26 protein-coding genes are annotated in these 26,428 nt (G+C 60.4%); 25 read left to right on the top strand and 1 reads right to left on the bottom strand.

Annotation, left to right across the window (positions count from 1 at the left end):
• The first annotated feature begins 2 nt into the window (after window positions 1–2).
• The 21 genes from ACVWYU_RS13795 to flhB all read left to right on the top strand — a co-directional run bounded on the left by ACVWYU_RS13795 (window position 3) and on the right by flhB (window position 19,859).
• Window positions 3–1,478, top strand: a complete 1,476-nt coding sequence (locus tag ACVWYU_RS13795) for a sigma-54 dependent transcriptional regulator (protein ID WP_090324293.1) — start codon at window positions 3–5, stop codon at window positions 1,476–1,478.
• A gap of 128 nt (window positions 1,479–1,606) precedes the next feature.
• Entirely contained in the window at window positions 1,607–2,824 is a 1,218-nt protein-coding gene (locus tag ACVWYU_RS13790) for a sensor histidine kinase (protein ID WP_457372902.1), read from the top strand.
• A gap of 5 nt (window positions 2,825–2,829) precedes the next feature.
• Window positions 2,830–4,221: a sigma-54-dependent response regulator transcription factor FleR gene (gene fleR, locus ACVWYU_RS13785; RefSeq protein WP_457372901.1), complete on the top strand. Its 1,392-nt coding sequence runs from the start codon at window positions 2,830–2,832 to the stop codon at window positions 4,219–4,221.
• Between the two features lie 258 nt (window positions 4,222–4,479).
• Window positions 4,480–4,809, top strand: coding sequence for a flagellar hook-basal body complex protein FliE (gene fliE, locus ACVWYU_RS13780; RefSeq protein ID WP_248914789.1), 330 nt, complete (start codon window positions 4,480–4,482; stop codon window positions 4,807–4,809).
• A 15-nt stretch (window positions 4,810–4,824) separates the two neighbouring features.
• A complete protein-coding gene (gene fliF, locus ACVWYU_RS13775; protein WP_090324285.1) occupies window positions 4,825–6,612 on the top strand; it encodes a flagellar basal-body MS-ring/collar protein FliF in 1,788 nt (595 codons plus the stop codon).
• The gene (gene fliG, locus ACVWYU_RS13770) at window positions 6,605–7,624 is read left to right on the top strand and encodes a flagellar motor switch protein FliG (RefSeq protein ID WP_007983391.1); all 1,020 of its coding nucleotides are present in this window, start codon (window positions 6,605–6,607) and stop codon (window positions 7,622–7,624) included. Before fliF ends, fliG begins: the two co-directional genes overlap by 8 nt.
• Before the next feature lie 4 nt (window positions 7,625–7,628).
• Complete coding sequence (gene fliH, locus ACVWYU_RS13765; RefSeq protein WP_457372900.1) at window positions 7,629–8,426, top strand: flagellar assembly protein FliH; 798 nt, start codon at window positions 7,629–7,631, stop codon at window positions 8,424–8,426.
• The gene (gene fliI, locus ACVWYU_RS13760; protein ID WP_090324281.1) at window positions 8,416–9,774 is read left to right on the top strand and encodes a flagellar protein export ATPase FliI; all 1,359 of its coding nucleotides are present in this window, start codon (window positions 8,416–8,418) and stop codon (window positions 9,772–9,774) included. The genes fliH and fliI overlap by 11 nt, the downstream gene beginning before the upstream one ends.
• 6 nt (window positions 9,775–9,780) lie before the next feature.
• Entirely contained in the window at window positions 9,781–10,230 is a 450-nt protein-coding gene (gene fliJ / locus ACVWYU_RS13755) for a flagellar export protein FliJ (protein WP_090324280.1), read from the top strand.
• Window positions 10,231–10,341: 111 nt separating this feature from the next.
• Window positions 10,342–10,650, top strand: a complete 309-nt coding sequence (locus ACVWYU_RS13750; RefSeq protein WP_090324278.1) for an STAS domain-containing protein — start codon at window positions 10,342–10,344, stop codon at window positions 10,648–10,650.
• Between the two features lie 5 nt (window positions 10,651–10,655).
• Complete coding sequence (locus tag ACVWYU_RS13745; RefSeq protein WP_457372899.1) at window positions 10,656–12,362, top strand: ATP-binding SpoIIE family protein phosphatase; 1,707 nt, start codon at window positions 10,656–10,658, stop codon at window positions 12,360–12,362.
• Window positions 12,363–12,392: 30 nt separating this feature from the next.
• Window positions 12,393–12,743 (top strand): Hpt domain-containing protein, encoded by a 351-nt coding sequence (locus ACVWYU_RS13740; RefSeq protein WP_390956950.1) that lies wholly within the window; start codon window positions 12,393–12,395, stop codon window positions 12,741–12,743.
• 101 nt (window positions 12,744–12,844) lie between these two features.
• Window positions 12,845–14,218 carry a flagellar hook-length control protein FliK gene (locus ACVWYU_RS13735; protein ID WP_457372898.1) on the top strand — a complete coding sequence of 458 codons (1,374 nt, stop codon included), beginning with the start codon at window positions 12,845–12,847 and terminating at the stop codon, window positions 14,216–14,218.
• A 235-nt stretch (window positions 14,219–14,453) separates the two neighbouring features.
• Window positions 14,454–14,954 carry a flagellar basal body-associated protein FliL gene (gene fliL / locus ACVWYU_RS13730; RefSeq protein ID WP_247257708.1) on the top strand — a complete coding sequence of 167 codons (501 nt, stop codon included), beginning with the start codon at window positions 14,454–14,456 and terminating at the stop codon, window positions 14,952–14,954.
• A gap of 9 nt (window positions 14,955–14,963) precedes the next feature.
• Window positions 14,964–15,932, top strand: a complete 969-nt coding sequence (gene fliM, locus ACVWYU_RS13725; protein ID WP_090324272.1) for a flagellar motor switch protein FliM — start codon at window positions 14,964–14,966, stop codon at window positions 15,930–15,932.
• A gap of 68 nt (window positions 15,933–16,000) precedes the next feature.
• A complete protein-coding gene (fliN, locus tag ACVWYU_RS13720) occupies window positions 16,001–16,459 on the top strand; it encodes a flagellar motor switch protein FliN (RefSeq protein WP_247257709.1) in 459 nt (152 codons plus the stop codon).
• The gene (gene fliO / locus ACVWYU_RS13715; RefSeq protein WP_247257710.1) at window positions 16,460–16,906 is read left to right on the top strand and encodes a flagellar biosynthetic protein FliO; all 447 of its coding nucleotides are present in this window, start codon (window positions 16,460–16,462) and stop codon (window positions 16,904–16,906) included.
• Window positions 16,906–17,664, top strand: a complete 759-nt coding sequence (gene fliP / locus ACVWYU_RS13710) for a flagellar type III secretion system pore protein FliP (RefSeq protein WP_090324267.1) — start codon at window positions 16,906–16,908, stop codon at window positions 17,662–17,664. The genes fliO and fliP overlap by 1 nt, the downstream gene beginning before the upstream one ends.
• The gene (gene fliQ, locus ACVWYU_RS13705) at window positions 17,661–17,930 is read left to right on the top strand and encodes a flagellar biosynthesis protein FliQ (RefSeq protein WP_057398373.1); all 270 of its coding nucleotides are present in this window, start codon (window positions 17,661–17,663) and stop codon (window positions 17,928–17,930) included. The genes fliP and fliQ overlap by 4 nt, the downstream gene beginning before the upstream one ends.
• 3 nt (window positions 17,931–17,933) lie before the next feature.
• Window positions 17,934–18,716, top strand: a complete 783-nt coding sequence (fliR, locus tag ACVWYU_RS13700; RefSeq protein WP_390956947.1) for a flagellar biosynthetic protein FliR — start codon at window positions 17,934–17,936, stop codon at window positions 18,714–18,716.
• A 3-nt stretch (window positions 18,717–18,719) separates the two neighbouring features.
• Entirely contained in the window at window positions 18,720–19,859 is a 1,140-nt protein-coding gene (gene flhB, locus ACVWYU_RS13695; RefSeq protein WP_247257712.1) for a flagellar biosynthesis protein FlhB, read from the top strand.
• A 68-nt stretch (window positions 19,860–19,927) separates the two neighbouring features.
• On the opposite strand, the gene ACVWYU_RS13690 is transcribed toward flhB, so the two are convergent.
• Window positions 19,928–21,004, bottom strand: coding sequence for an RHS repeat-associated core domain-containing protein (locus tag ACVWYU_RS13690; protein WP_457372897.1), 1,077 nt, complete (start codon window positions 21,002–21,004; stop codon window positions 19,928–19,930).
• A 240-nt stretch (window positions 21,005–21,244) separates the two neighbouring features.
• Here ACVWYU_RS13690 and flhA point away from each other — a divergent pair, with 240 nt between their 5' ends.
• The 4 genes from flhA (at window position 21,245) to fliA (ending at window position 26,398) form a co-directional block, all read left to right on the top strand.
• Window positions 21,245–23,374 (top strand): flagellar biosynthesis protein FlhA, encoded by a 2,130-nt coding sequence (gene flhA, locus ACVWYU_RS13685; RefSeq protein WP_090324260.1) that lies wholly within the window; start codon window positions 21,245–21,247, stop codon window positions 23,372–23,374.
• Window positions 23,375–23,385: 11 nt separating this feature from the next.
• Window positions 23,386–24,714: a flagellar biosynthesis protein FlhF gene (gene flhF, locus ACVWYU_RS13680; protein WP_247257715.1), complete on the top strand. Its 1,329-nt coding sequence runs from the start codon at window positions 23,386–23,388 to the stop codon at window positions 24,712–24,714.
• Between the two features lie 116 nt (window positions 24,715–24,830).
• Complete coding sequence (fleN, locus tag ACVWYU_RS13675; protein ID WP_008001746.1) at window positions 24,831–25,661, top strand: flagellar synthesis regulator FleN; 831 nt, start codon at window positions 24,831–24,833, stop codon at window positions 25,659–25,661.
• Window positions 25,658–26,398 (top strand): RNA polymerase sigma factor FliA, encoded by a 741-nt coding sequence (gene fliA / locus ACVWYU_RS13670; protein WP_007894214.1) that lies wholly within the window; start codon window positions 25,658–25,660, stop codon window positions 26,396–26,398. Before fleN ends, fliA begins: the two co-directional genes overlap by 4 nt.
• Window positions 26,399–26,428: the final 30 nt, after the last annotated feature.

The following is a 26,428-nucleotide window of genomic DNA, read 5'->3' as shown; positions in this document are numbered from 1 at the left end:
GCATGTGGCGTGAAACCAAAATTCTGCTGATTGATGACGATAGCGTCCGCCGCCGCGACCTGGCGGTGATTTTAAATTTTCTGGGCGAAGAAAATTTACCCTGCGGTAGCCACGACTGGCAGCAGGCTGTCGGCTCTTTGTCGTCAAGTCGTGAAGTAATCTGTGTCCTCATCGGGACGGTCAATGCTCCTGGTGCACTGGTGGGCTTGTTAAAGACACTCTCGAACTGGGATGAGTTCCTTCCGGTTTTGCTGATGGGCGATAATTCTTCGATTGATCTGCCTGAAGACCAGCGTCGCAGAGTGCTTTCGACCCTCGAAATGCCACCCAGCTACAGCAAGCTGCTCGACTCCCTGCACCGTGCCCAGGTCTATCGCGAGATGTACGACCAGGCCCGTGAGCGCGGTCGTCATCGCGAGCCCAATCTTTTCCGTAGCCTTGTCGGCACCAGCCGGGCGATTCAACACGTCCGTCAGATGATGCAGCAAGTCGCCGATACCGATGCCAGCGTGCTGATCCTCGGTGAGTCGGGGACGGGCAAGGAAGTGGTTGCGCGCAACCTGCATTACCACTCCAAGCGCCGTGAGGCACCATTCGTGCCGGTCAACTGCGGGGCGATCCCTGCAGAGCTGCTGGAAAGCGAATTGTTCGGTCATGAGAAGGGCGCCTTCACCGGCGCGATCACCAGCCGTGCCGGGCGTTTCGAGCTGGCCAACGGCGGCACCCTGTTCCTCGACGAAATCGGCGACATGCCGTTGCCGATGCAGGTCAAATTGCTGCGCGTTTTGCAGGAGCGCACCTTCGAGCGTGTGGGCAGCAACAAGACCCAGAGCGTCGATGTGCGCATCATTGCTGCGACCCACAAGAATCTCGAAAGCATGATCGAGATCGGCACCTTTCGCGAAGACCTGTATTACCGCCTGAATGTGTTCCCGATCGAGATGGCGCCGCTACGCGAACGTGTCGAAGACATCCCGCTGTTGATGAACGAATTGATCTCGCGCATGGAGCACGAAAAGCGCGGTTCGATCCGATTCAACTCGGCGGCAATCATGTCGCTGTGCCGTCATGGCTGGCCAGGTAACGTCCGCGAGCTGGCGAACCTGGTGGAGCGCATGGCGATCATGCATCCGTACGGTGTGATCGGTGTGGTCGAGTTACCGAAAAAATTCCGCTACGTCGATGACGAAGACGAGCAACTGGTCGACAGCCTGCGCACCGATCTGGAAGAGCGGGTGGCCATCAACGGCCACACTCCGGACTTCAGCGCCAACGCCATGCTGCCGCCGGAAGGCCTGGACCTGAAGGACTACCTAGGCGGTCTGGAGCAAGGCTTGATTCAGCAGGCCCTGGATGATGCCAACGGTATTGTGGCGCGCGCTGCCGAGCGCCTGCGTATCCGTCGCACCACCCTGGTGGAGAAGATGCGCAAGTACGGCATGAGTCGTCGTGAGGGTGATGAACAGGCGGATGATTGACGCCTGTTTTTCAAGTCCTTCATTTATGGGCGGTTTTTTTTAGGCACGGGTATTGCTAAGTCCCTCGCAACGTTCCGTTTCACTGACGGTCAGCCACGCGAGAGAGCACGATGCCCCAAGCCGCCCAGATGTCTCCTGTCTCAGATGCTTTTGGCCAAGCCCTGGGGCAACCGTCGTCGGTAGAGCAGGCAAGCCGGCAGGGTCTTGAAGAGGCTTTTGCCCTGTTCAACCAGATGTCGAGCCAGTTGACCGATTCCTACAGCATGCTCGAAGCCCGGGTCACTGAACTCAAGGGTGAGCTGGCGGTGGTCAGTGCCCAGCGCATGCAGGAGCTGGCGGAAAAGGAACGCCTGGCCAACCGCCTGCAAAACCTCCTGGATCTCTTGCCTGGCGGCGTCATCGTCATTGACGCCCAGGGCATCGTGCGCGAAGCCAATCCCGCGGCCTGCGAACTGCTCGGGCTGCCCCTTGAGGGCGAGCTGTGGCGCCATGTCATTGCACGGTGCTTTGCGCCCCGCGAGGACGATGGTCATGAAGTCTCCCTCAAGGATGGCCGGCGTTTGTCGATTGCCACGCGCTCGCTGGATGCGGAGCCCGGTCAATTGGTGTTGCTTACCGATCTGACTGAAACCCGTCATCTGCAAGATCAGCTGGCCCGTCACGAACGTCTGTCGTCTCTGGGGCGAATGGTCGCGTCGCTGGCTCATCAGATCCGTACGCCCTTGTCTGCCGCGTTGCTGTACGCCAGTCATTTGACCGAGCAGGCATTGCCGGTCGAGACACAGCAACGGTTCGCCGGGCGCCTCAAGGAACGCCTGCATGAGCTGGAGCATCAAGTGCGCGATATGTTGGTGTTTGCCCGTGGCGAGTTGCCCTTGACCGATCGGGTCACCCCCAGGCAACTGATGCAGTCGCTGCAAGCGGCGGCGCTGACCCATGTGCAGGGCCTGCCGATCCGCTGGCAGTGCGACAGTCATGCCGGCGAGTTGCTGTGCAGTCGCGACACCCTGGTCGGAGCCATTCTGAACCTCATCGAAAACGCCATTCAGGCCAGCGGCGGTGATGTCCGTCTGAAGGTTCATCTGTACACCCGTGAAAACACGTTGCGCCTGTGTGTCAGTGATAGCGGCAGCGGTATCGATGATGCCGTGCTGGCGCGTTTGGGGGAGCCGTTTTTCACTACGAAATCCACCGGAACCGGCCTGGGCCTGACCGTGGTCAAGGCGGTTGCGCGTGCTCATCAGGGAGAATTGCAACTGCGCTCGCGGTTGGGGCGCGGCACGTGTGCGCAGGTGGTACTGCCGCTTTTTTCCGGTGAAAAAACCGGTGCCCCGGGAGTCGAGTAAACGTCATGGGTATCAAGGTTCTGCTGGTCGAGGACGACCGCGCGCTACGCGAGGCGCTGGCCGACACGCTGTTGCTCGCGGGGCACGATTACAAAGCCGTCGGTTCGGCAGAAGAGGCACTGGTTGCCGTTGGGGGCGAGGCGTTCAGCCTGGTGGTCAGTGACGTCAACATGCCGGGCATGGACGGCCATCAGTTGCTCGGTTTGCTGCGCACGCGTCAACCGCAACTGCCGGTGTTGCTGATGACGGCACATGGTGCCGTCGAGCGCGCGGTCGATGCGATGCGTCAGGGCGCTGCGGATTATCTGGTCAAGCCGTTCGAGCCCAAGGCCTTGCTTGATCTGGTCGCCCGCCATGCCCTGGGCAGTCTCGGCGTCCCCGAGAGTGAAGGGCCGGTAGCGTTCGAACCGGCCAGTGCGCAATTGCTCGAACTGGCTGCGCGGGTTGCCCGCAGTGATTCCACGGTGTTGATTTCCGGTGAGTCGGGCACGGGCAAGGAGGTGCTGGCGCGCTACATTCATCAGCATTCCCATCGTGCCAGCCAGCCATTCATTGCGATCAACTGTGCGGCGATCCCGGACAACATGCTGGAGGCCACGCTGTTCGGTCATGAAAAGGGCTCGTTCACCGGTGCCATAGCCGCGCAGGCCGGCAAGTTCGAACAGGCCGATGGCGGCACCATCCTGCTTGATGAAATTTCCGAAATGCCTCTGGGTCTGCAGGCCAAACTACTGCGGGTGTTGCAAGAGCGCGAAGTGGAGCGGGTCGGTGCGCGCAAGCCGATCACCCTGGACATTCGTGTCGTCGCGACCACCAACCGTGATCTGGCCGCAGAAGTGGCGGCGGGGCGATTCCGTGAAGACCTTTACTATCGCCTGTCGGTGTTTCCGCTGGCCTGGCGTCCTCTGCGCGAGCGCGCTGCTGACATCCTGCCTTTGGCCGAGCGACTGCTGGCCAAACACGTCAATAAAATGAAACATGCCGCGGCGCGACTGTCGCCCGAGGCGCAGGCTTGCCTGGTCGGTTACCCGTGGCCCGGGAACGTCCGTGAGCTGGATAACGCGATTCAGCGTGCGCTGATCCTGCAGCAGGGCGGCTTGATTCAGCCACAGGATTTCTGCCTGAGCGGCCCGGTCGCCTGTGCGCCTTTGCCGGCCATGGCGTCGGTGCCGACCTCTGTTCGGGTTTTGGAGGTCGAAGCCGAATCTGCCGGGGCGCTTGGCGATGATCTGCGTCGCCGTGAGTTCCAGATGATTATCGACACCTTGCGCACCGAGCGTGGCCGACGTAAAGAGGCCGCCGAGCGCCTGGGCATCAGCCCGCGTACCTTGCGCTACAAGTTGGCGCAAATGCGCGATGCGGGAATGGACGTGGAAGCCTGTCTGTTCGCCACCTGAACGCGTGCTTGTGTAGGCGCGAGCCTGCTCGCGATGGTCGTTAACGATGACTCGGGGTTTCAGGATAAACGCGGTGCTCTTGCGCTCATCGCGAGCAGCCTCGCTCCTGCAGGACGAGGTTCGGCTCAGGGCCGTGGATGGCTTTTATTGGGCGCAGTCGCGGAGCTGGCACCCTTGTTGCTAACACCTCACTACCCGCCGAGTGAGTGTCAAAAAATTGCGGGACGCTAACGACGTAGTTCGTCAAAGAGAGAGACCATGAGCCAAGGTATTGAATTCAATCGGTTGATGCTGGATATGCGCGCCATGCAAATGGATGCCATGTCTGCGCCGAAGTCGACTGCCGCGGTCCCTGAAATGGGTGGCACCAGCTTTTCCGACATGCTCGGTCAGGCCGTCAATAAAGTGAACGACACCCAACAGGCGTCCAACCAGTTGGCTAACGCCTTCGAGATCGGCAAGAGCGGCGTCGACCTGACGGACGTGATGATTTCCTCGCAAAAGGCCAGTGTGTCCTTTCAGGCATTGACCCAGGTGCGTAACAAGCTGGTTCAGGCTTACCAAGACATCATGCAGATGCCGGTTTAAGGACGAGATTGAGTCATGGCAGAAGCAGTCGCCGATAATGTTCCGGCCAAGGCCACACCGGTAGACGGCAAACCGCCGTTGTTCGGCTTGTCCTTCCTGGAAAACCTTTCCGAGATGACCATGCTGCGTCAGGTCGGCCTGCTGGTCGGCCTGGCCGCGAGCGTGGCGATTGGTTTTGCCGTGGTGTTGTGGTCCCAGCAACCGGACTACCGGCCGTTGTACGGCAGTCTTGCCGGTATGGATGCGAAACAGGTCATGGATACCCTGGCCTCCGCCGATATTCCTTACACCGTTGAACCCAATTCCGGTGCCCTGCTGGTCAAGGCCGATGACCTGTCCCGTGCGCGGCTCAAGCTCGCGGCCGCTGGTGTCACTCCCAGCGATGGCAATATCGGTTTTGAAATCCTCGATAAAGAGCAGGGGCTGGGCACCAGCCAGTTCATGGAAGCGACCCGCTACCGTCGCGGCCTCGAAGGCGAGCTGGCGCGGACCATCTCCAGCCTGAACAACGTCAAGGGTGCCCGCGTGCACCTGGCGATTCCAAAAAGCTCGGTGTTCGTGCGCGACGAGCGCAAGCCAAGTGCCTCGGTTCTGGTCGAGCTTTACTCCGGTCGCTCCCTGGAGCCGGGTCAGGTCGTGGCCATCATCAACCTGGTGGCGACCAGCGTTCCCGAGCTGAGCAAGTCGCAGATCACCGTCGTCGACCAGAAAGGCAACCTGCTGTCCGATCAGGCGGAGAACTCCGAACTGACCATGGCCGGCAAGCAGTTCGACTACAGCCGTCGCATGGAAAGCATGCTCACCCAGCGCGTGCATAACATCCTGCAACCGGTACTGGGCAATGATCGCTACAAGGCCGAAGTCTCGGCCGATGTCGATTTCAGCGCCGTCGAATCGACCTCCGAGCAGTTCAACCCGGACCAGCCGGCGTTGCGCAGCGAACAGTCGGTCAACGAACAACGTACCGCCAGCAATGGCCCGCAAGGCGTGCCGGGTGCCCTGAGCAACCAGCCGCCATCGCCGGCCTCGGCGCCGCAAACCACCGGTGGCGCCACTGCGTCGGCCGGCATGGTGCAGCCAGGCCAGCCATTGCTCGATGCCAACGGTCAGCAAGTCATGGACCCGGCCACCGGCCAGCCGATGCTGGCACCGTACCCGGCGGACAAGCGTCAACAATCCACCAAGAACTTTGAGCTCGACCGTTCCATCAGCCACACCAAGCAGCAGCAGGGCCGTTTGAATCGCCTGTCGGTGTCGGTGGTGGTGGATGACCAGGTCAAGATCAACCCGGCCAACGGTGAAACCACCCGTGCGCCGTGGAGCGCCGACGAATTGGCGCGCTTCACGCGTCTGGTGCAGGACGCCGTCGGTTTCGACGCCAGCCGTGGCGACAGCGTCAGCGTGATCAACATGCCGTTCTCCGCCGAGCGCGGTGAAGTGATTGCCGATATTCCGTTCTACTCCCAGCCGTGGTTCTGGGACATCGTCAAGCAAGTGCTGGGCGTCCTGTTCATCCTGGTGCTGGTCTTCGGTGTGCTGCGTCCGGTGCTCAACAACATCACCGGTGGTGGCAAAGGCAAGCAGCTGGCCGGCATCGGCAGCGACGTCGAGTTGGGTGGCATGGGCGGCCTGGACGGCGAACTGGCCAACGACCGCGTCAGCCTCGGTGGCCCGACCAGCATCCTGTTGCCGAGCCCGAGCGAAGGCTATGACGCACAGTTGAACGCAATCAAGAGTCTGGTGGCAGAAGATCCGGGTCGTGTGGCCCAGGTCGTGAAAGAGTGGATTAACGCAGATGAGTGATAACCGAGCCGTTGCCGCCAAGCTGTCCAAGGTCGACAAAGCCGCGATCCTGCTGCTGTCCCTGGGTTCTACCGATGCGGCCCAGGTGCTGCGCCACATGGGGCCCAAGGAGGTCCAGCGTGTTGGCGTGGCGATGGCGCAGATGGGTAACGTGCACCGAGAGCAAGTCGAGCAGGTGATGAGCGAGTTCGTCGACATCGTCGGCGACCAGACCAGCCTGGGCGTCGGCTCCGACGACTACGTGCGCAAAATGCTCACCCAGGCCCTGGGCGAAGACAAGGCCAACGGCCTGATCGACCGGATCCTGCTGGGCGGCAACACCAGTGGCCTCGACAGCCTGAAGTGGATGGAACCGCGCGCCGTCGCCGACGTGATCCGCTACGAGCACCCGCAGATCCAGGCAATCGTGGTGGCGTACCTCGACCCGGATCAGGCCGGTGAAGTGCTCGGCAACTTCGACCACAAGGTGCGACTGGACATCATTCTGCGGGTTTCCTCGCTGAATACCGTGCAGCCGGCAGCCCTGAAAGAGCTCAACCAGATTCTCGAGAAGCAGTTCTCCGGCAACTCGAATGCTTCGCGCACCACCCTGGGCGGCATCAAGCGCGCCGCGGACATCATGAACTTCCTCGACAGCTCGATCGAAGGTCAGTTGATGGACTCGATCCGCGAAGTCGACGAAGACCTGTCCGGTCAGATCGAAGACCTCATGTTCGTGTTCAACAACCTGGCCGATGTCGACGACCGCGGTATCCAGGCATTGCTGCGCGAAGTGTCCTCCGACGTGCTGGTACTGGCCCTCAAAGGCTCGGACGAAGGCGTCAAGGAAAAGATCTTCAAGAACATGTCCAAGCGTGCGGCCGAACTGTTGCGCGACGACCTCGAGGCCAAGGGCCCGGTGCGCGTCAGCGACGTGGAAACCGCGCAGAAGGAAATCCTCACCATCGCCCGCCGTATGGCCGAAGCCGGGGAAATCGTTCTCGGCGGCAAGGGCGGCGAGGAAATGATCTAACACCATGGCCAAGCATGATGAGTCGCCCACTGACCTGATCCGGGCCAGGGATGTCAGTGGTTTCGATACCTGGGCACTGCCCAGCTTCGATCCGCCTGAGCCCGAGCCTGAACCGGAGCCGGAACCCGAACCGCCGGAAATGGAAGAAGTGCCGCTGGAAGAAGTCCAGCCACTGACCCTCGAAGAGCTCGAAAGCATTCGCCAGGAAGCCTACAACGAAGGCTTCGCGACCGGTGAGCGAGAAGGTTTCCACAGCACCACGCTCAAGGTTCGTCAGGAAGCCGAAGTGGCGCTGGCGGCGAAGATTGCCGGCCTGGAACAACTGATGGCGCACCTGTTCGAGCCTATCGCCGAGCAGGACACGCAGATCGAAAAGTCTTTGGTCGACCTCGTGCAGCACATCAGCCGACAAGTGATTCAGCGCGAACTGGCCATCGATTCGACGCAGATCGAACACGTCATGCGCGAGGCCCTCAAGCTGCTGCCGCTGGGCGTCGGCAATGTGCGGTTGTACATCAATCCGCAGGATTTCGAGCAGGTCAAAGCCCTGCGCGAGCGTCATGAGGAAACCTGGCGCATCGTTGAAGATGAAGCGTTGCTGCCGGGCGGTTGCCGGGTCGAGACCGAACACAGCCGTATCGATGCCACGATCGAAACCCGGATTGCACGGGTGATGGACAAGCTGTTCGATCAATTGCACGAACAGTCCCTGCACCCGGCCGCCCCCGACCTGAGCCTTGAACTGCCGATTGAAGCCAGGCCTGCCGTTGCGCCAGTGCCGGACGCCGCCGATGCGTCTTGATCGCACCAGTTTCGCCAAGCGCCTGGGCAGTTACGCCGAGGCCACGGAACTGGCTGGCGCGCCAATCCTGGAAGGGCGTTTGCTGCGCATGGTCGGCCTGACCCTCGAAGCCGAAGGCTTGCGCGCCGCCATGGGCAGCCGTTGCATGGTGATCAACGACGACAGCTATCACCCGGTGCAGGTCGAAGCCGAAGTCATGGGTTTCTCGGGCAGCAAAGTATTTCTGATGCCCGTCGGCAGCGTCGCAGGTATTGCGCCTGGCGCTCGTGTGGTGCCCCTGGCCGATACCGGTCGCCTGCCGATGGGCATGAGCATGCTCGGGCGGGTACTCGATGGCGCCGGGCGTGCGCTGGACGGCAAGGGCGGGATGAAGGCCGAGGACTGGGTGCCGATGGACGGCCCGACCATCAACCCGCTCAAGCGCGAACCGATCAGCGAGCCGCTGGATGTGGGCATTCGCTGCATCAACGGTATGTTGACGGTTGGCCGTGGCCAGCGGCTCGGGCTGTTCGCCGGTACCGGCGTCGGTAAATCCGTCTTGCTGGGCATGATGACCCGCTTCACCGAGGCCGACATTATCGTCGTCGGGCTGATCGGTGAGCGGGGTCGTGAAGTCAAGGAGTTCATCGAGCACATCCTCGGTGAAGAAGGGCTCAAGCGTTCGGTGGTCGTTGCGTCGCCAGCGGACGATGCGCCTTTGATGCGTCTGCGCGCGGCCATGTACTGCACGCGAATCGCCGAATATTTCCGCGACAAGGGCAAGAACGTCCTGTTGCTGATGGATTCGCTGACCCGTTTCGCCCAGGCTCAGCGGGAAATCGCTCTGGCCATCGGCGAGCCGCCGGCCACCAAGGGCTATCCGCCGTCAGTGTTTGCCAAGTTGCCGAAGCTGGTGGAGCGGGCCGGTAATGCCGAGAAGGGTGGTGGCTCGATCACTGCGTTCTACACCGTACTGTCCGAAGGCGATGACCAGCAGGACCCGATTGCCGACTCGGCACGGGGCGTACTCGATGGTCACATCGTCCTGTCCCGGCGCCTGGCCGAAGAGGGGCATTACCCGGCCATCGACATCGAGGCTTCCATCAGCCGGGTGATGCCGGCGGTGGTATCGGCGGAGCACATGGCTCGTGCGCAGTATTTCAAGCAGTTGTGGTCGCGCTATCAACAGAGTCGCGATTTGATCAGTGTCGGTGCCTATGTCGCCGGTGGTGATCGCGAGACCGACCTGGCGATTTCCCTGCAGCCACAATTGGTCAAATACCTGCGTCAGGGGCTCAACGACAGCATCAGCCTGGGCGAAAGCGAAGCGTATCTGGCCTCGATCTTCGCGCCAGCGGCGAGCGGCTAACCGGTCATGGCCCAGACTCGAGCAGGGCGCCTGGCCCCGGTGGTGGAGATGGCCGAAAAGGCCGAGAAAACCGCGGTCCAGCGTCTTGGGCACTTTCAGGGACAGGTGCGTTTGGCCGAAAGCAAACTCGCCGACCTCGAAGCCTTTCGTCTCGACTATCAAGAGCAATGGATCGTGCGCGGCAGCGGTGGTGTCTCGGGCCAATGGTTGCTGGGCTACCAGGGATTCCTTGCGCAACTGGGTACGGCCATCGACCAGCAGCGCCAAAGCCTGGCCTGGCACCAGAACAACCTGAACAAGGCCCGGGAAACCTGGCAGCAGGCGTTCGCCCGGGTCGAAGGTTTGCGCAAACTGGTACAGCGCTACGCGGATGAAGCGCGAGTGCTCGAAGACAAGCGCGAACAGAAACTGCTGGATGAATTGTCCCAGCGCTTGCCGCGCCAGGATGCGTATTGAATCGGGTGAGCGGCGATCGGATGGACACCACCCTTTTCCAGCCTTGCCCCAACCTTTACCAAATGCTAAACCTTGTACAGGCAGGTTCCCCAATGACAAGGAAGCCATGACATGTCAGTCGTTAAAGAAATCTCTGCGGATGGGAAAAAGCTGACGATTTCGGTCAAGGGGCGATTCGATTTCGCCAAGCACCAAGAATTTCGCGAATCCTATGAGCGCACCGATGGCGCCATGCCGAGATCCGTTGTAGTCGACCTCAAAGAGGCGACTTATCTCGACAGCTCTGCGCTCGGCATGTTGTTGCTGCTTCGGGATCATGCGGGTGGCGACCACTCCGATGTTCGCCTCGTCAACAGCAGTTCCGATGTGAAGAAAATCCTCGCGATCTCCAATTTCGACAAGCTGTTCGACATCAGTTGAACGCCGTGCAGCCTGCACTCGAATCGCTGACGATTCTGATTGCCGAGGACAGCGCGGCCGATCGCATGCTGTTGTCGAGCATCGTTCGTCGCCAGGGGCATCAAGTGCTGACCGCGGCCAACGGTGCCGAAGCGGTCGAAGTCTTTCGCCTGCAATGTCCGCAATTGGTGTTGATGGACGCGATGATGCCGGTGATGGATGGCTTCGAAGCGGCCCGGCAGATCAAGGCGTTGGCCGGGGAAACCCTGGTGCCGATCATCTTCCTGACGTCATTGTCGGAAAGCGAAGCCCTGGCCCGTTGCCTGGAAGTGGGCGGCGACGATTTTTTGGCAAAGCCTTACAACCAGGTGATTCTCTCGGCCAAGATCAAGGCGATGGATCGCTTGCGACGATTGCAGGCCACTGTGCTGCAGCAGCGTGATCAGATCGCCCGGCACCACGAGTATTTGCTCAACGAGCAACGCGTGGCGAAGGCCGTGTTCGATAAGGTGGCCCATTCCGGCTGCCTCAATGCCCCCAATATCCGTTACTTGCAATCGCCCTATGCGTTGTTCAACGGCGATTTGCTATTGGCCGCGTTCACCCCCGCGGGCGACATGCATGTGCTGCTCGGCGACTTCACCGGTCATGGTTTGCCGGCTGCCGTCGGTGCGATGCCCCTGGCTGAAGTCTTTTACGGCATGACCGCCAAGGGCTATGGCCTGGCAGAAACCTTGCGCGAGATGAATGCCAAGCTTAAACGCATCCTGCCGGTGGACATGTTCTGCTGCGCGACGCTGCTGTGCTTGAGCTTTCAGCGGCGTTCGGTGGAGGTCTGGAACGGTGGCATGCCGGACGGTTACCTGCACAGTATTGCCAATGGCGAACGAACACCGCTGACCGCCCGGCATTTGCCCCTGGGGGTGCTGAGCCCGCAAGCATTCGATGACCGCACCGAAGTGTTTCCCATGGCGCTCGGGGATCGGGTATTCCTGCTGTCGGACGGGGTGATCGATACCTGCGATGCCGACGAACAGCTGTTTGGCGTGCAGCGGCTGCAAGCGGTGTTCGCCGCCAACCGTCATCCGGATGCCTTGTTTGAGGAAATCGAACAGGCGCTGCGGGATTTTGGCGGCGTAACACGCGACGACGTCAGCATGGTCGAAATCAGTCTGCTGGAGCCCGCACAGCTGAATCCGCCCGCCCTGGTTTATTCCGACAGCGGCCAGTCCTGCCCGCTGGACTGGTCGGTGAGTTTCGAGTTTCGTGCCGCCACGCTCAAGCGCTTCAACCCGTTGCCCTATTTGCTGCAATTGCTGCTGGAGGTTCACGGTCTTCGAGCGCAAAGCGGGGCGCTCTACAGCGTACTGGCGGAACTGTATTCCAACGCGCTGGAGCATGGTGTGCTGGGACTGGACTCAAGCCTCAAGCGCGATGTCTCGGGTTTTACCCGCTACTATCAACAGCGCAATGCACGTCTTGATGAGCTGCAGGACGGTTTTGTCCGGGTGCATTTGCAGGTCGCACCGCAAGGCGAGGGTGGTTGTCTGGCGATTCGTGTCGAAGACAGTGGCAAGGGATTTGATGTCGAGCGGGTGCTGGAGCGTCCGCTTGACCCTGTCCGTCTGTCGGGACGCGGTGTCAGTCTGATCCGCCAGTTGGGGCGAAATGCCAGTTGGTCCGACGATGGTCGCAGTGCCCGCGTGGAGTTTTACTGGGAGGCTCTGGCATAATCCGCGCATTCTTGATCAAGGAGTGAACAAGTGGCTGACACACATCTCGACCCGAACGTGCTGAGCGCGTTGCAAGAGATCATGGAGGACGAGTATCCGACCCTGGTGGATACCTTTCTCGCTGATTCCGAACAGCGCTTGCAGCTGCTCAAGCAGGCTGCCGATGCTACACAATTCCTTGAGACAGCCCACAGCTTCAAGGGCAGTAGCAGCAACATGGGCGCGATTCGCCTGGCTGATCTGTGTCATGAGCTGGAGCAGCAGGCCAAGGGGCTGGATCTTTCAGGCATCGAAGCGCTTGTCGCGGCAATCGACCGCGAATTCGCCTTCGTCCGGCCGCTTTATGAAGAGGAACGACGGCGTTCGTCTCCACCAGTTTGACCATTCGACGCTAATAAAACGCCTCCAGAGCAAAGCTGGCGCGACCCTTGCAGTAATCCCCCCAACTGTACCTACGATCCCAGTGCAGCGGAGACCGTTTCATGCCCGTTACCCCCCAAGTGCTTCTTCAGGCCGCCACGCAGGCCAAGACTCAAGCCGCCGCCAATTCCACGGCGCCGGCCGCTGAGACCGGGGATAAAGCGTCCAGCTTCGCGCAGGTCTACGCCAGGCAAGCCCAAAACAAACCCTCTGTGGCAGTGGATGGATCGGCCAGGCCGGTACGTGATAAATCCCCGGACAATGCCGGTAAAAAAGATCGCCTTGCCGACAAATCTGCCGCCCCGGAACCGGCGGTTGCCGATAGCGGCAAAACCTTGCCCGCCGATAAACCGGCGCAAGCCAGCGACTCGAACGGCAACGATAATGCGTCGGACCCCCAGCAAACCCCGGTAGCCGATGCCGCGCCCGTTGACCCGACGCTCGATCCTGCCCAGATGCAAGCCGCACAGCCCGTGGTGAGCGTACCTGTCCCGGTAACGCCGCCAGTGGCTGAACCCGTGCAACCATCGGTCCAGGCGCCGGTCCAGGCACCGGTTGCAGCGGGGGTGACGGCAACGACGACGGCTGCCACTGCCACCACCGATACCCATTTCGATCCTGAAGCCGATCCCCTCGATGCGCTGCCAGCCTTGCGCATGGCCATGGAGCAAAGCGGACACCTTTCCGCCTCCAGTCAGGCACAGCCTAAAGCGGCGTCGACCTCCGCGCAGGCGCAGGCCGATGGCGAGCAGACACCGGCGCAAGTCTTCGCCGCCGGTATGGCGAGCATGCTCGATGTGCAGGCTGACAAGGACAGCGCCAGTCAGGGCGGGGACAAGGCGTTCAGCGGCCTGATCGATGACGGTCTCAAGGACCTCAAGTCCGCCAGCAGTGACACTCGGGTCGACGACTTCGCCAACCGTCTGGCGGCACTGACGCAAGCGGCCACGCCGAAAACCGCCAACGCGTTGCCGGTGAACCAGCCGATCGCCATGCATCAAAGTGGCTGGACCGAAGAAGTGGTGAATCGGGTCATGTACCTGTCCAGCGCCAATCTCAAGGCCGCTGACATCCAGCTGCAACCGGCTGAACTGGGGCGCCTCGACATTCGCGTGAACATGGTGCCGGACCAGCAGACCCAAGTGACCTTCATGAGTGCTCACCCTGGCGTCCGTGAAGCGCTGGACGGTCAGATGCATCGTCTGCGGGACATGTTTGCGCAGCAGGGCATGGGGCAGGTTGACGTCAATGTGTCGGACCAGTCCCGTGGTTCGCAGCAAGGTCAGAATCAGGCCCAGCAACAGCAAAGCGGGCGTACCAGCGCCAGTGGCGGGCGCCTCGATGCGATGGATGAAGATATCGCCCCGAGCGTGGCTGAAGTGGCGGCAACGACCACCAGCGTGATCGGCTCCAGCGCTGTCGACTACTACGCCTGATCCAGCCAGAGACTTAACCCTGTGGGAACGGGCTTGCCCGCGATGACGCCATTGCATTCAGCATCATCGTTGATTGTTACATCGCTCTCGCGGGCAAGCCCGCTCCCACAGGGTGTTGCTGCGTGCTTCGGATCGTACACATCCCCACCCATCTCCCTTCCGATACTTCTGGCATAACACTTGCTCTTGCCTTGCCGTGCGACTGTGAAAACCCGAATAGTGACGGATTATTGGCATGGCGAAGAGCGAAGCAGCAGTAAAAGACCCCGCAACCAAAGGCAAACTCAAGCTGATTATCTTGATCGTGGTGGCCCTGCTGCTGGCGATCGGTTTGTCCGTGGGCGCGACCTGGTACTTCATGCACAGCGCTCAGAGCAAGCCTGCCCCTGTGGCTGAAACCGCCCCGGTCGGCAAGCAGCCGGCGATTTTCGAATCGATGGCACCGGCGTTCGTCGCCAACTACAACCAGAACGGCCGTCAACGCTACATGCAGGTGAGCATCACCATGCTCGGCCGCAACCAGGCCGATCTGGACGCGCTCAAAGTCCACATGCCGGTGATCCGCAACAACCTGGTCATGCTGTTCTCCGGGCAGGACTTCGCCACGCTGGCGTCGCCGGTCGGCCAGGAAATGTTGCGGCAGAAGGCCACGGCCAGCGTCCAGGAAGTGGCGCAGAAAGAACTCGGCAAAGTGGTCGTCGAACAGTTGCTTTTCACTAATTTCGTACTGCAGTAGGAACACGACATGGCCGTGCAGGACCTGCTGTCCCAGGATGAGATCGACGCGCTGTTGCATGGCGTCGACGATGGTCTGGTACAGACCGATACCGTTGCCGAACCCGGCACCGTCAAAAGCTACGACCTGACCAGCCAGGATCGCATCGTCCGTGGACGCATGCCGACCCTGGAAATGATCAACGAGCGTTTCGCCCGTTACACGCGCATCAGCATGTTCAACATGCTGCGTCGCTCGGCAGACGTGGCGGTCGGTGGCGTGCAGGTGATGAAGTTCGGCGAATACGTGCACTCGCTGTACGTGCCGACCAGTCTCAACCTGGTCAAGATCAAACCGCTGCGCGGCACGGCGCTGTTCATCCTCGACGCCAAACTGGTGTTCAAGCTGGTGGACAACTTCTTTGGCGGCGACGGCCGGCACGCGAAGATCGAAGGGCGTGAATTCACCCCGACCGAACTGCGTGTCGTGCGCATGGTATTGGAGCAGGCCTTCGTCGATTTGAAGGAAGCCTGGCAGGCGATCATGGAAGTGAACTTCGAGTACATCAACTCGGAAGTGAACCCGGCCATGGCCAATATCGTCGGCCCGAGCGAGGCCATTGTGGTGTCGACCTTCCACATCGAACTCGATGGCGGTGGCGGTGACCTGCACGTCACCATGCCGTACTCGATGATCGAGCCGGTGCGCGAAATGCTCGACGCCGGCTTCCAGTCGGACCTCGACGATCAGGACGAACGCTGGGTCAATGCCCTGCGCCAGGACGTGCTGGATGTCGATGTGCCCATCGGCGCCACGGTTGCCCGTCGCCAACTGCGCCTGCGCGACATCCTGCACATGCAGCCCGGGGATGTGATCCCGGTGGACATGCCGGAAGAGATGATCATGCGTGCCAATGGCGTACCGGCCTTCAAGGTCAAGATGGGCTCGCACAAGGGCAACCTCGCGTTGCAAGTGATCGAGCCGATCGAACGCCGCTGACAGGCACCCCATACATTCGCTTTTAACTGACGGCTTCCAATCGAATGGTTGCCTGCCGAGGACAAATGATGGCTAACGATATCAATACCCAGGACGACCAGGCGCTGGCGGACGAATGGGCTGCGGCCCTGGAAGAAACCGGTGATGCCGGGCAGGACGACATCGATGCCTTGCTGGCGGCCGATGCGGCCAGTTCGTCATCCAATCGCTTGCCCATGGAAGAGTTCGGCAGTGTGCCGAGGAACAACGAGCCGGTCAGCCTCGAAGGTCCGAACCTGGACGTAATCCTTGATATCCCGGTGTCGATCTCCATGGAAGTCGGCAGTACCGACATCAACATCCGCAACCTGCTGCAACTGAACCAGGGTTCGGTGATCGAGCTCGACCGCCTGGCCGGTGAACCACTGGACGTGCTGGTCAATGGCACGCTCATCGCCCACGGCGAAGTGGTGGTGGTCAACGAGAAGTTCGGCATCCGCCTGACCGACGTGATCAGCCCAAGTGAACGCATCAAGAAGCTGCGCTGAGTGAAAAGGCTTCTGGGGTGTGTACTGGCGCTGCCGCTCAGCGTGCTGGCGGCCGAACCGGTGGCGACGGCTGCGAGCGCGGCTGCCGCGCCGGCGGTCACGAGCGGAGTGGCCGGGCAATTGACGCAACTGGTATTCGGCTTGCTGCTGGTGCTGGTGCTGATTTTTTTCCTCGCCTGGCTATTGCGCCGGGTGCAGCAGGCCGGACCGGCCGGCAAGGGGCAGGTGATCGAACTGATCGGTTCCCGTGCCTTGGGCCCGCGCGACCGATTGATGCTGGTGCAGGTGGGCAATGAACAGATTCTTCTGGGCCTGAGCCCTGGCACCATCACGGCATTGCATGTGCTCAAGGAGCCGGTGCAAGTGCCGACGACCGAGACGACGACCCCCGAGTTTGCCCAGCGCCTGATGGAGTTGTTGGGCAAGGATCAGAAGGATAAGAAGTAATGGGTGCGTTACGCATCGTCTTGACGCTGGCGCTGATGCTGGCCGCGCCGCTGGCATTCGCCGCCGATCCGTTGTCGATCCCGGCGATTACCCTGGGCACCAACGCCCAGGGGGCTCAGGAGTACTCGGTCAGCCTGCAGATCCTGCTGATCATGACCGCGCTGAGTTTCATTCCGGCGTTCGTCATGCTGATGACCAGTTTCACCCGGATCATCATCGTCTTTTCGATCCTGCGCCAGGCCCTGGGCCTGCAGCAGACGCCATCGAACCAGATCCTCACCGGCATGGCGCTGTTCCTGACCCTGTTCATCATGGCGCCGGTATTCGATCGCGTTAACCAGGATGCCTTGCAGCCGTACCTGGCGGAAAAACTCACCGCCCAGGATGCCGTGGCCAAGGCCCAGGTACCGATCAAGGACTTCATGCTCGCCCAGACCCGCACCAGCGATCTGGAACTGTTCATGCGCCTGTCCAAGCGCACCGACATTGCCACGCCGGATCAGGCACCGCTGACCATCCTGGTACCGGCGTTCGTGACTTCCGAGCTGAAAACCGCATTCCAGATCGGCTTCATGATCTTCATTCCGTTCCTGATCATCGACCTGGTCGTGGCCAGTGTGCTGATGGCCATGGGTATGATGATGCTGTCGCCGCTGATCATTTCCCTGCCGTTCAAAATCATGCTGTTTGTACTGGTGGATGGCTGGGCGCTGATCATCGGCACCCTGGCCAGCAGCTTTGGAGGTGTGTCGCCATGACCCCTGAAGTGGCGGTCGATATCTTCCGCGAAGCGCTGTGGCTGACCACCATGATGGTGGCAGTGCTGGTGATTCCGAGTCTGCTGGTGGGCCTGCTGGTGGCAATGTTCCAGGCCGCCACGCAGATCAACGAACAGACCCTGAGCTTTTTGCCGCGCCTGTTGGTGATGCTGGTGACGCTGATCGTCGGCGGCCCATGGCTGGTGCAGACCTTCATGGATTACATCCTGCAGTTGTACGGCAGTATTCCGCAGGTCATTGGTTAAACCATGTCGCTGCTCGCATTGACCGACACCCAGATCAGCACCTGGGTGGCGTCATTCATGTTGCCGCTGTTTCGCGTCGGGTCGCTGCTGATGGTCATGCCGGTTTTCGGTACGACCCTGTTGCCACGGCGAATACGCCTGTATTTCGCCGTGGCGATCACCGTGGTCATCGCCCCGGGCCTGCCCCCCATGCCGCCGGTGCATGCGCTGGACCTGAGCGGATGGATGCTGATCGCCGAGCAGATTCTTATCGGCGCCGTAATGGGCTTCTCGTTGCAGCTGTTCTTCCAGGCCTTCGTCGTGGCGGGGCAAATCGTCGCCATTCAGATGGGCATGGGCTTCGCCTCCATGGTCGATCCCACCAATGGAGTCTCGGTGGCGGTGATCGGGCAATTCTTCACCATGCTGGTGACGCTGTTGTTCCTCTCGATGAATGGCCACCTGGTGGTGTTCGAGGTGCTCACTGAGAGCTTCACCACGCTGCCGGTCGGTGGCGGCCTGACGGTCAATCATTTCTGGGAACTGGCCGGCAAGCTCGGCTGGGTGCTTGGCGCGGCGCTGCTGCTGGTGTTGCCGGCGATCACGGCGCTGTTGGTGATCAACATCGCCTTTGGCGTGATGACCCGGGCGGCGCCGCAACTCAACATCTTCTCTGTCGGCTTTCCGCTGATCCTGGTACTCGGGCTGTTTATCGTCTGGGTCGGGCTGGCGGACATTCTCAATCAGTATCAACCGCTGGCCTCCGAGGCCCTGCAGTTTTTACGCGAACTGGCACAGGCGCGCTGAGTCATGGCAGAGAGCGAAAGCGGTCAGGACAAAACAGAAGACCCCACGGAGAAAAAGAAAAAGGACGCCCGGGAGAAGGGTGAGATTGCCCGCTCCAAGGAGCTCAACACCCTGGCCATCATGCTGATCGGTGCCAGTGCGCTGCTGATTTTCGGCGGGGCGATGGCGCAAGACATGATGGAGTTGATGCGCCTGAACTTCTCGCTGCCGCGGGAAGTGATCCTGGATCAACGGTCCATGGCCACCTACCTGATGCATTCAGGGCAAATAGCGCTATGGTCGATTCAACCGTTCATGATTGCGATGGTGCTGGCGGCGGTGATCGGCCCGATATCCCTCGGTGGCTGGTTGTTCGCGGCAGGGTCCATGGCGCCCAAATTCAGTCGCTTGAACCCCGTCCCGGGCCTCAAGCGCATGTTCTCCACCAAGGCGCTGGTCGAGCTGCTCAAAGCCCTGGCCAAGTTCATCATCATCCTGTTCGTGGCCCTGGCGGTGTTGTCCTCCGACATCGACGACTTGTTGCGCATCGCCCACGAACCGCTGGAAATGGCGATCATCCACAGCCTGCAAGTGGTGGGCTGGAGCACCTTGTGGATGGCGTGCGGGCTGATCATCATCGCCGCCGTGGACGTCCCGGTGCAGCTGTGGGAAAGCCACAAGAAACTGCTGATGACCAAGCAGGAAATCCGCGACGAACACAAGGACCAGGAGGGGCGGCCGGAGGTCAAGCAGCGGATTCGCCAGCTGCAGCGCGAGATGTCCCAGCGGCGGATGATGGCGGCAATTCCCCAGGCAGATGTGGTCATCACCAACCCGACCCACTACGCCGTGGCGCTCAAGTACGATCCGGACAAGGGCGGGGCGCCGATGCTGATCGCCAAGGGCAGCGACTTCCTCGCCCTGAAGATTCGGGAGATCGCGGCGGCCAACGAGATTCTGTTGCTGGAGTCGCCTGCGCTGGCGCGGTCGATCTACTACTCAACGGAGTTGGAGCAGGAAATTCCGGGTGGGTTGTATCTGGCGGTGGCGCAGGTGCTGGCTTACGTTTATCAGATCCGCCAGTACCGCGCGGGCAAAGGAAAGCGGCCGGAGCCGCTTAAGGATGACTTGCCGATTCCGCCGGATTTGCGGCGGGATGCTTGAGTGGTGCAATCACCCGCACTTTTTTTTAGTAATTGGCACCGGTCGATAACAGTTCAGGCCGATTGGTGTCAGCGGTAACTATCTCGAATGGACTTACTGTCGGGGAGAGCAAAGGCTGGGAACGCGCTATGTAGGCGTCCGCTTCCAGGTTGTTGCAGTTCGTAGGTTAATGCGGCCGTTGTTTCTGCTCTGCTGATATTTCCATATTTTCCACTGAGTGCTGCTTTGTAAGTTTCAATTTTTACGGAGTTGATACTATCTGGTGTTATGTAATTGATTCTTTTAATATTGGCAGAGATTGTATCTGCAAGATTTGGATCGGGGATTGTGTCAGGAAGATCTATGTAGAGCTTCAGCTTTTGCAAATCGCGGCTATCAATTTTTCCAGCGGCAATGGATCTGAGCGATATTGGGCGCTTGAGTTCCATTGGGGCAGTGTGTGAGTACGTGGTCAGGAAAGATTGATTGGAAGCATTCGTGTATTTATTTTGGGTTAGATAGGTGGTGTTTGTCGTTGACTTAGTGAATGTCATGGCTTCTATGGTTTTTGTTGTAGGACCTTTTTTTAATCTGGAAAGGAATTGCATTGCCAACCCTGCGGATTTAAAAGATATATGGCCACTGGGGTCGCTTCGATTGGTTGGGTTTCCCAAGCAGTATGTATATGAATTCAATCCACCCTTCCCAAACGGACTCCAACTATCCGGACTGTTAAATCGCATCAACACCGGATTAAACGCCCGATACCCATTCCCCAATAAATAACACCCGGTCACCGGGTCCGGTCGTTCGCCGTTGAAACCCAACAGACTGAGCAAGGCACTGAGTAACGGGTGATGGCCGTAGGGAGAGTAGGCGATGGGGCGTGGCTGAAGGCCTTTCTTTAGGGTGTGCAGCACCGAGCGTTGCAGGTCCGTGGCCAGCAGCGTGGTATCGAGTGCATTACCTTCGTGTTGCTGCTGAGCCAGTAGAAGGTCGTCGTGCTGAATGATCGAATGCTTCGTCGCGCCCTGAATTTCGGTCGCCAGGCGGCTTTTGCAGTAGAAGCGCTGATGTACCGGCGTATCAGGCTGTGTCTGGTGGACCAGCCGATCCAGTGGGTCGTAGCGATATTGGCAACGCAGGGTTGTGGATGGGGCGGTCATTGGCTCACTCCGCAGATAAAAAATGGAGAGCTTGAGTATCTGCGCAGGTGCCTGGGTGGGGTACTAGCAGAACTGATAGTCCTCGAGCATCGCTCCTTTTCATAGCCAAACAGGTCGACCCATATCCCCCTGAAAAAACGATCTATTTCCCCTTCGCAAAAGTTGGAAGGCTTCTTGCAGTAGCCGCCCTGCGCCCGCTTCAGGCGTCAAAAGTTTGCTTTAAAGGAACGGGGAAAACCGGTGGATCGCTCTCAGTTAATCAACAGTGCCCGCAGCAATATCGCTGACCTCAGTCGAGGCAACATGGGCGTGCCGCTGTTGCTGCTGGTCATGCTGGCGATGATGATGCTGCCGGTGCCGCCGTTCCTGCTCGACGTGTTCTTCACCTTCAACATTGCCCTGTCGATCGTCGTGCTGCTGGTGTGCGTGTACGCCTTGCGGCCGCTGGATTTTGCGGTGTTCCCGACCATCCTGCTGGTGGCGACCTTGCTGCGGCTGGCGTTGAACGTGGCTTCCACGCGGGTGGTGATGCTCCACGGCCAGGACGGTCATGCCGCGGCAGGCAAGGTGATCCAGGCGTTCGGTGAGGTGGTGATCGGCGGTAACTACGTGGTCGGTATCGTGGTGTTCGCGATTTTGATGATCATCAACTTCGTCGTGGTGACCAAGGGTGCCGGACGCATCTCCGAGGTGAGCGCGCGTTTCACCCTGGACGCGATGCCCGGCAAACAGATGGCCATCGACGCCGACCTCAACGCCGGCCTGATCGATCAGAGCCAGGCCAAGCTGCGCCGGATGGAGGTTGCCCAGGAGGCCGAGTTCTACGGCTCCATGGACGGTGCCAGCAAGTTCGTTCGCGGTGACGCCATTGCCGGCCTGCTGATTCTGTTCATCAACCTGATCGGCGGCATGGCGGTCGGGATCTTCCAGCACAACATGAGCTTTGCCGATGCCGGCAAGGTGTACGCGCTGTTGACCATCGGTGACGGTTTGGTGGCGCAATTGCCATCACTGCTGCTGTCCACCGCTGCCGCGATCATGGTGACCCGTGCTTCCGGTTCGGAAGACATGGGCAAGCAGATCAATCGCCAGATGTTCGCCTCGCCCAAGGCGCTGGCGGTGGCGGCGGGCCTGATGGCGGTCATGGGCCTGGTACCCGGCATGCCACACTTCTCGTTCCTGAGCATGGCGGCCCTGGCGGCAGGCGGCGCCTACCTGTTCTGGAAGAAGCAGAACGCGGCCAAGGTCCAGGCGCTGCAAGAGGTCAAGCGTCAGCAGGAACTCTTGCCTTCGCCGGCCCGCGCCCAGGAAACCAAGGAGTTGGGTTGGGACGATGTGACGCCTATCGACATGATCGGCCTGGAAGTGGGTTATCGCCTGATTCCGCTGGTCGACCGCAATCAGGGTGGCCAGTTGCTCGCGCGAATCAAGGGCGTGCGCAAGAAGCTCTCCCAGGATCTCGGTTTCCTGATGCCCACCGTGCATATTCGTGACAACCTCGACCTGGCACCCAGTGCCTATCGCTTGACCCTGATGGGTGTGATCCTGGCCGAAGCCGAGATTTACCCGGAGCGCGAGTTGGCGATCAACCCAGGGCAGGTCTACGGCACGCTCAACGGCATTAACGCCAAAGATCCGGCTTTCGGCCTGGAGGCGGTCTGGATCGAAATCAGTCAGCGTTCACAGGCGCAATCGCTGGGTTACACCGTGGTCGATGCCAGTACAGTAGTGGCAACCCACTTGAACCAGATTTTGTACAAGCATTCGAGCGAGCTGATCGGTCACGAAGAAGTGCAGCAACTCATGCAGTTGCTGGCCAAAAGCTCGCCAAAACTGGCGGAAGAGCTGGTGCCGGGCGTGGTTTCGCTGTCGCAGCTGCTCAAGGTTCTGCAGGCGCTGTTGGCCGAGCAGGTGCCGGTGCGGGACATCCGCAGCATTGCCGAAGCCATCGCGAACAATGCCGCCAAGAGTCAAGATACTGCCGCATTGGTGGCCGCTGTGCGCGTCGGCGTATCCCGCGCCATCGTCCAAAGCATTGTAGGCACTGAGTCGGAGCTACCGGTTATCACGCTGGAGCCAAGGTTGGAACAAATATTGCTCAATAGTCTGCAGAAGGCAGGGCAAGGCTCGGAAGAGGGCGTTCTGCTGGAGCCAAGCATGGCCGAGAAGCTGCAGCGCTCATTGATCGATGCGGCGCAGCGTCAAGAGATGCAAGGTCAACCGGTGATTCTGCTGGTGGCCGGTCCGGTTCGCGCGATGCTCTCGCGATTTGGCCGGCTGGCAGTCCCGGGTTTGCATGTGTTGGCTTACCAGGAAATCCCTGACAACAAGCAAGTGACCATCGTTGCGACAGTAGGGCCCAACGGCTGAGGTAGTGGTTTATGCAAGTTAAGCGTTTTTTCGCCGCCGATATGCGTCAGGCCATGAAGCTGGTTCGTGATGAGCTGGGCGCCGACGCCGCCATCATTGGCAACCGCCGCATTGCCGGTGGTGTCGAGCTCACGGCTGCCCTGGATTACAAACTGTCGGCGCTGGCCCCGCGTGTTCCGAACATGGAGCTCGAAGACGAGCTGCGCAAGACTCAATCGCGGATCGTCACCGCCCAGGCTGAACTGAGCCTGCGAGGCGATGGCGAGAGCGACAAGAGCACCAATCGCCAGTTGTTCGCCGGCCTGCCGTTGACCGCCGCCGAGCCGTTGATCGAGCCCACCTATGCCGAACCCCGTCGTCCTGCGCCGGCCGCTGCGCCAGCCTCAAGTGGGGTGGACCCGCGGGCGCTCGATTCGATGCGTTTCGAGCTCAACAGCTTGCGTGAACTGATGGAAGTGCAGCTGGGCTCCCTGGCCTGGAATCAGCTGCAAGGCAGCCGCCCTGAACAGGCGAACCTGTGGCGCCGCCTGCAGCGCATCGGTCTGTCCGGCCCGCTGTCGCGGGATTTGCTGGCGCTGATTACCGATATCGACGAGCCCCGTCAGGCCTGGCGCATGTTGCTGGCGCATCTGGCGCGGATGATCTCCACGCCGGAACTGGAACCACTGGAAGAGGGTGGCGTGATTGCCATGGTCGGCCCCGCCGGCATGGGCAAGACCACCACCCTGGCCAAGCTGGCCGCCCGTTACGTGCTCAAGTACGGCCCGCAGAACATCGCGCTGGTGAGCATGGACAGCTTCCGTATCGGAGCTCAGGAGCAGCTCAAGACCCTCGGTCGGATTCTCAACGTGTCGGTGACCCACGTCGACCCGGGGCAATCGCTGGTGCAAGCGCTGGATCCGCTGCTGCGCAAACGCGTGGTGTTGATCGACACCGCCGGCCTGCAGGCCAGCGATCCGGCCCTGCGCATGCAGCTGGAAAGCCTGGCCGGGCGTGGCATCAAATCGAAAAATTATCTGGTTCTGGCAACCACCAGCCAGAAACAGGTTCTAACCGCCGCTTATCACAGTTACAAGCGCTGCGGGCTCGCGGGCTGCATCCTGACTAAACTGGATGAAACGGCAAGTCTGGGCGAGGTGTTGAGCCTGGCCATCAGTCATGAATTGCCGGTGGCCTACCTGACCGATGGCCCGCGGATCCCGGATGATTTGCATCTGCCGCGTCGTCATCAGTTGGTCAGTCGCGCCGTCAGCGTGCAAATGCAGGAAGAACCCAGCGAAGAAGCCATGGCTGACATGTTCGCTGACATCTACCACAGCCCGACCAAGCAGGTTGGCTGAGGTAAAAATGAATAGTTTTTGTACCTACATCGATGGTCTGCCATGCATTGTTCCGGTTGAGAACGCGCAGCCAGTAATGTGGCCTCCGTCTATGCAAGACAAGGTAAAGAAATAACATGGGCAGCATGCATCCCGTACAGGTGATCGCGGTGACCGGCGGCAAAGGTGGCGTCGGGAAGACTAATGTGTCAGTGAACTTGTCCCTGGCTTTGGCTGAGCTTGGCCGGCGCGTCATGCTGCTGGACGCCGATCTGGGGCTGGCGAACGTCGACGTTCTGTTGGGGCTGACACCCAAACGTACCCTGGCCGACGTGATCGAAGGCCGCTGCGAGCTGCGCGACGTCCTGTTGCAGGGCCCCGGCGGCATCCGCATCGTTCCCGCCGCGTCCGGGACCCAGAGCATGGTTCATCTGAGCCCGGCGCAACACGCTGGCCTGATCCAGGCATTCAGCGATATCGGCGACAATCTCGACGTACTGGTGATCGACACCGCTGCGGGCATTGGTGACTCGGTAGTCAGTTTTGTCCGCGCGGCGCAGGAAGTCCTGCTGGTGGTCTGCGACGAGCCGACGTCGATCACCGACGCCTACGCCTTGATCAAGTTGCTCAACCGCGATTACGGCATGAACCGTTTCCGCGTCCTGGCCAACATGGCGCAGAGCCCGCAGGAAGGCCGCAACCTGTTCGCCAAGTTGACCAAGGTCACGGACCGCTTTCTCGACGTTGCCCTGCAATACGTCGGTGCCGTGCCTTACGACGAAAGCGTGCGCAAGGCCGTGCAGAAGCAGCGCGCCGTCTATGAAGCGTTTCCGCGTTCCAAGTGTTCGCTGGCGTTCAAGGCCATCGCCCAGAAAGTCGATACCTGGCCGCTGCCGGCCAACCCCCGTGGGCACCTGGAGTTTTTCGTCGAGCGCCTCGTGCAACAAACGGCAGGACCCGTGCTATGACCGCCAGCGGTTACAACCTCTACAAGAAGTCGGCACGTGACGCGCAGTACGAATTGATCGAGCGTTACGCGCCACTGGTTAAACGCATTGCCTACCACTTGCTGGCGCGTCTGCCGGCCAGTGTCCAGGTCGAAGACCTGATCCAGGCCGGCATGATCGGCCTGCTGGAAGTCTCGACCAAATACGACGCCAGCAAAGGCGCCAGTTTCGAAACGTACGCGGGCATCCGAATCCGCGGCGCCATGCTCGATGAGGTGCGCAAGGGGGACTGGGCACCTCGTTCGGTTCACCGCAACACGCGCATGGTCAGCGACGCAATTCGCTCGATTGAAGCTAAAACCGGCCGTGACGCTAAAGATCACGAAGTTGCGGCCGAACTCCAATTGAGTCTCGACGATTATTACGGGATTTTGAACGACACCCTGGGCAGCCGGTTATTCAGTTTCGACGATCTGTTGCAGGACGGCGAACACGAAGGGCTGCACGAGGATGGCGCGAGTGCTCATCTCGAGCCGTCACGCGACCTGGAAGATGAACGCTTCCAGGCGGCGCTGGCGGACGCGATTGCCAATTTGCCGGAGCGTGAGCGACTGGTGTTGGCGCTGTACTACGACGAAGAGTTGAATCTCAAGGAAATCGGTGAGGTCCTGGGGGTTAGCGAATCTCGGGTCAGCCAGTTACACAGCCAGTGCGCGGCCCGTTTGCGGGGGCGTTTGGGAGAGTGGCGAGCGCGTTGAAGGCAGTGTGGGGGCACTGCGACGTGGCGG

The organism is Pseudomonas sp. TE12234, assembly GCF_054061835.1.
This window is presented reverse-complemented; position numbering and strand designations above follow the sequence as displayed.

What these genes read in the sequence shown, in the direction of transcription:
- ACVWYU_RS13750 (WP_090324278.1), top strand. Translation starts at nt 10,342, where the DNA reads ATGTCAGTCGTTAAAGAAATCTCTGCGGATGGGAAAAAGCTGACGATT.
- fleR (WP_457372901.1), top strand. Translation starts at nt 2,830, where the DNA reads ATGGGTATCAAGGTTCTGCTGGTCGAGGACGACCGCGCGCTACGCGAG.
- fliF (WP_090324285.1), top strand. Translation starts at nt 4,825, where the DNA reads ATGGCAGAAGCAGTCGCCGATAATGTTCCGGCCAAGGCCACACCGGTA.
- fliL (WP_247257708.1), top strand. Translation starts at nt 14,454, where the DNA reads ATGGCGAAGAGCGAAGCAGCAGTAAAAGACCCCGCAACCAAAGGCAAA.
- fliI (WP_090324281.1), top strand. Translation starts at nt 8,416, where the DNA reads ATGCGTCTTGATCGCACCAGTTTCGCCAAGCGCCTGGGCAGTTACGCC.
- ACVWYU_RS13690 (WP_457372897.1), bottom strand. Translation starts at nt 21,004, where the DNA reads ATGACCGCCCCATCCACAACCCTGCGTTGCCAATATCGCTACGACCCA.
- fliH (WP_457372900.1), top strand. Translation starts at nt 7,629, where the DNA reads ATGGCCAAGCATGATGAGTCGCCCACTGACCTGATCCGGGCCAGGGAT.
- flhB (WP_247257712.1), top strand. Translation starts at nt 18,720, where the DNA reads ATGGCAGAGAGCGAAAGCGGTCAGGACAAAACAGAAGACCCCACGGAG.
- fliE (WP_248914789.1), top strand. Translation starts at nt 4,480, where the DNA reads ATGAGCCAAGGTATTGAATTCAATCGGTTGATGCTGGATATGCGCGCC.
- ACVWYU_RS13735 (WP_457372898.1), top strand. Translation starts at nt 12,845, where the DNA reads ATGCCCGTTACCCCCCAAGTGCTTCTTCAGGCCGCCACGCAGGCCAAG.
- fliN (WP_247257709.1), top strand. Translation starts at nt 16,001, where the DNA reads ATGGCTAACGATATCAATACCCAGGACGACCAGGCGCTGGCGGACGAA.
- fliG (WP_007983391.1), top strand. Translation starts at nt 6,605, where the DNA reads ATGAGTGATAACCGAGCCGTTGCCGCCAAGCTGTCCAAGGTCGACAAA.
- ACVWYU_RS13790 (WP_457372902.1), top strand. Translation starts at nt 1,607, where the DNA reads ATGTCTCCTGTCTCAGATGCTTTTGGCCAAGCCCTGGGGCAACCGTCG.
- fliQ (WP_057398373.1), top strand. Translation starts at nt 17,661, where the DNA reads ATGACCCCTGAAGTGGCGGTCGATATCTTCCGCGAAGCGCTGTGGCTG.
- fleN (WP_008001746.1), top strand. Translation starts at nt 24,831, where the DNA reads ATGGGCAGCATGCATCCCGTACAGGTGATCGCGGTGACCGGCGGCAAA.
- fliM (WP_090324272.1), top strand. Translation starts at nt 14,964, where the DNA reads ATGGCCGTGCAGGACCTGCTGTCCCAGGATGAGATCGACGCGCTGTTG.
- fliR (WP_390956947.1), top strand. Translation starts at nt 17,934, where the DNA reads ATGTCGCTGCTCGCATTGACCGACACCCAGATCAGCACCTGGGTGGCG.
- flhF (WP_247257715.1), top strand. Translation starts at nt 23,386, where the DNA reads ATGCAAGTTAAGCGTTTTTTCGCCGCCGATATGCGTCAGGCCATGAAG.
- fliP (WP_090324267.1), top strand. Translation starts at nt 16,906, where the DNA reads ATGGGTGCGTTACGCATCGTCTTGACGCTGGCGCTGATGCTGGCCGCG.
- fliA (WP_007894214.1), top strand. Translation starts at nt 25,658, where the DNA reads ATGACCGCCAGCGGTTACAACCTCTACAAGAAGTCGGCACGTGACGCG.
- ACVWYU_RS13795 (WP_090324293.1), top strand. Translation starts at nt 3, where the DNA reads ATGTGGCGTGAAACCAAAATTCTGCTGATTGATGACGATAGCGTCCGC.
- fliJ (WP_090324280.1), top strand. Translation starts at nt 9,781, where the DNA reads ATGGCCCAGACTCGAGCAGGGCGCCTGGCCCCGGTGGTGGAGATGGCC.